Origin of the sequence: Streptomyces katrae (genome assembly GCF_000966975.1) — a bacterium.
Taxonomy (GTDB): domain Bacteria; phylum Actinomycetota; class Actinomycetes; order Streptomycetales; family Streptomycetaceae; genus Streptomyces; species Streptomyces katrae.
On sequence record NZ_JZWV01001414.1, the window covers coordinates 1 to 3,126 of the forward strand.

Sequence of the window (3,126 nt, forward strand, 5' to 3'; positions counted from 1 at the left end):
GCCGCATCTCGCCCAGCGACTCGCGCGCGCTCGCCGCGATCGCCGCGAACTCCTCGCGCACCGGCTCCTCCATCCCCGGCAGCCGGTACGGAGCGGAGTCGGCCTGCACGGTGATCACCGACATGTGGTGGGCCACCACGTCGTGCAACTCCCGTGCGATGCGCGCCCGTTCCTCCAGCAGCGTGCGCCGCGCCCGCTCCGCCTCGCTGATGCTCTCCTGCTCCGCGATCCGCTGCTGGGCGTCGCCCAGCCCGCGCAGCGCACCGGTCAGCGCCAGCATGACACCGCCCAGCACGAACAGCAGGGCCACGGTGTCCGTGACCCCGCCCGGCGCGAAGAACCCGAGGACCACCCCCACCGCCCCGGTCGCCAGCCATACCCCGACCAGGGTCCGCACCGACTCCCGCAGCCCCAGGCAGGCCATCAGCACCAGGTAGCCGACGATCTCCATCGGCGGCCACGGCCACGGCCGCCCCGCCACACCGTCGGCGGAGGCCAGCAGCACCGCCCCGAGCAGGTCGGCCGCCAGCACCGCCGCCCAGGCCGGCACCGGCCGGGTCACCGCCAGCAGCAGCGGCACCGTCTGCGCCACGCCCAGCGCCCCCGCCCATCCGCCGCCCAGCCGGTAGTCGTTGGTCAGCACCGCGATCGTGACCGGCAGCAGGACCACCACGAACACGGCCGCCACGGCGAAGGGCGCCATCCGCTGCCACCGGCGCGGCGCCCGGGCCAGCAGCGGTTCGCCGGGCCGGGCGGGGGTGCGCAGCGCCACGGACAGCTGCGCGAACCGCCCGGCGGCCTCCCGCCGGGCGGTTCGCGCTCCGGGGGTCTTACGGGCACGGCCGGGGAAGCCGGGGAAGCGCGGAGTGAACCTCATGATCCGCCAGCCTAAGCGCCGGTGCCGCGAAGGGGCGGATAGTCTGCACGCCGTCGGACGACGACGTCCGCACGGCGCACGAGGGGACCGGTACGACGCATGGGCGGGGCAGCCGCACTCGAGAAACTGGTGCCGGTCCTGCTGGCCTTCGGCGGCGGGGTCCTGCTCGCCCGCCGCAAGACCGTGCCGGCGGAGGCCTCCAAGGCCTTCTCCGACTACGCCTTCCTCTTCGCCGTCCCCTGCTACCTCTTCGGCAACATCTACGCCGCCGACCTGGGCGCCCTGTTCGACTGGCGGGCCATCGGCGGCTACGCGGCCGCCGCCGCCCTCGCCGTACTCGCCGTGGTCCTCGGCGCCGCCGCCTGCGGCATACGGGAGCCCCGGGCGGTGGCCCTGCGTGTGATGGCCGGGGTCCAGGTCAACACCGCCTACTTCGCCGTCCCCGTCTTCATCACCTTCTTCGGGACGGCCGCCCCGATCTTCCCGGTGCTGCTGTTCCAGGTGTGCGTGCTCTCCCTCGTGGTGATCGCCCTCATGGAACTGGGCCGCGCGGGCGACGGCGGCCCCGGCACCCGGCTCTCCCGGGCCCTGGCCGCCTCCCTCGCCACCCCGCTCGTCCTGGCCTGCAACGCGGGCATCCTGCTCAACCTGCTGTCGGTGCACGTCCCCAAGGTGCTCCTCGACGGGGCCGCCTTCGTCGGCGACAGCGCCTCGCCGGTGGCCCTGTTCGCCCTCGGCCTGCACCTGGGCGGGGCGGGCCTGGGCGTCCGCGACACCACCCGGGAGGAGGCCGCCCTGATCGCCTTCAAGTGCCTGGCCTTCCCCCTGCTGGCCTGGGCGGTGTGCGCGGGGCTCTTCGGGGTACGGGGCCCGTGGCTGGCCTACCTCGTGCTGATCGCCGCGATGCCGACCCCGCAGAACCTCTTCATCTTCGCCCAGCGCTACGACATAGGGGTCGACCTCTCCGCCTCCGTCGTGGTCAAGAGCTCGGTGGTCTCCCTCCTGCTCCTGCCGCTCTGGCTCCAGACCGTCGCCGCCTGACGCGGCGCCGTGCGGCCTCGTTCCCCCCGGGGGGCTCTGCTCGTTGAGCGGGTATGGAGCTGCTGCCGATGATCGCGGCGCCGGGGGTCGGCGAACGGGCCGACGCCGCGGCCGATGCCGCCTGCCACCTCTACGACGCCGTCGCCCCCTGGAACGCCGGCGGGCCGGGCGGATGGAGCCGGACCGCGGCCGAGGACGCCGCCGAGACGATCGAGACCACCGCGCACGCCCTCGCGCACATCCACCCGCGCGCCGAGATCATCCTGGCGCCCGTCCACGCGGCCCTCGCCGATCTGCGCCGTCAGCTCGAACTGCCCCCGGCCGATCCGCTGACCGCCGGGGGGCTCCCGACGACCCCCCGGACGGTCGGCAACCCGCGCCGGACCCGCTGGGTGCGCGTGCTCACTCCGCCCGCACCCCGGCGACCGCCGACTGGTACAGCTTCCTGATCTCCGCGCCGAAGTAGGCGCTGTACGAGGTGTCGGCCGTGGGCCCGCCGGTCTCCCAGCCGCCGATCACCCCCACCACGTCGCCGGTCGCGGTGTCCTCGTCGAAGCGGGTGATGAACGGGCCGCCGCTGGTCCCGCCCGGGTAGCCGGTGCAGTCGATCCGCAGGAACGATCCCGGGCTCCCCGGGTCGGTGCTGGTGAACTTGGTCGTCTTGTTGACGCACGCGCGGGGGCGCGGCGCGGCCGCGGGGTGGCCGATGAGGAGGACCTTGGGGTGGTTGAAGGTGGCCCCGGTGACGAGCCGGTTCGCCCCGACCACGTCCTCGACCTCCTCACCGTCGGCGTCCGGCCCGACCTGGGCGAAGGCCACGTCGAGGGTGGCGGCCTTCGCGGCGCCCTCGGTGCGGTAGCGGGAGGCGATCCACACCTTCGAGCGGCCCGCCGCGTCCCGCAGGACCGGGAACATCCCGTACGGGCGCGGGTTGGCGCGCGTGTACTGCGGGACGAAGGCGATCTGGCGGGTGTCGCTGCCGAGCAGGCAGTGCGCCGCGCTGAGCACCATGTTGCGGCCGGGGGAGGAGACCACGCTGGCGGTGCAGAAGTAGGCGCCGGAGCCCTGCATCACGAACATCCGGCCGACGACCGGGATCCCGTCGAAGTCCTGCCCCACCCCCGGCGTGGCGGTCGGGACCACCGGCGCGGGCAGCAGGGACGGGGAGGGGGAGGCCGCCGGGGCCGGGGGAGCGGGCGAGGCCGCGC

Annotated in this window: 3 protein-coding genes and 1 pseudogene; 2 read left to right on the forward strand and 2 right to left on the reverse strand. The window is 74.8% G+C overall.

Annotated features, from left to right (window positions below):
- A partial coding sequence (locus tag VR44_RS37830; protein WP_245692841.1) for a sensor histidine kinase occupies nucleotides 1–877 on the reverse strand: 877 nt, incomplete at its 3' end.
- A 99-nt stretch (nucleotides 878–976) separates the two neighbouring features.
- On the opposite strand from VR44_RS37830, the gene VR44_RS37835 reads away from it, so the two are divergent.
- Together VR44_RS37835 and VR44_RS41770 are read left to right on the forward strand one after the other, a co-directional pair.
- Nucleotides 977–1,918, forward strand: coding sequence for an AEC family transporter (locus VR44_RS37835; RefSeq protein WP_045952209.1), 942 nt, complete (start codon nucleotides 977–979; stop codon nucleotides 1,916–1,918).
- A gap of 53 nt (nucleotides 1,919–1,971) precedes the next feature.
- Nucleotides 1,972–2,367 carry a hypothetical protein gene (locus VR44_RS41770; protein ID WP_052714015.1) on the forward strand — a complete coding sequence of 132 codons (396 nt, stop codon included), beginning with the start codon at nucleotides 1,972–1,974 and terminating at the stop codon, nucleotides 2,365–2,367.
- On the opposite strand, the pseudogene VR44_RS45695 reads toward VR44_RS41770, so the two are convergent.
- Nucleotides 2,321–3,126 (reverse strand): annotated as a pseudogene (locus VR44_RS45695) (trypsin-like serine peptidase); the annotation flags it as partial. The gene VR44_RS41770 and the pseudogene VR44_RS45695 overlap by 47 nt on opposite strands.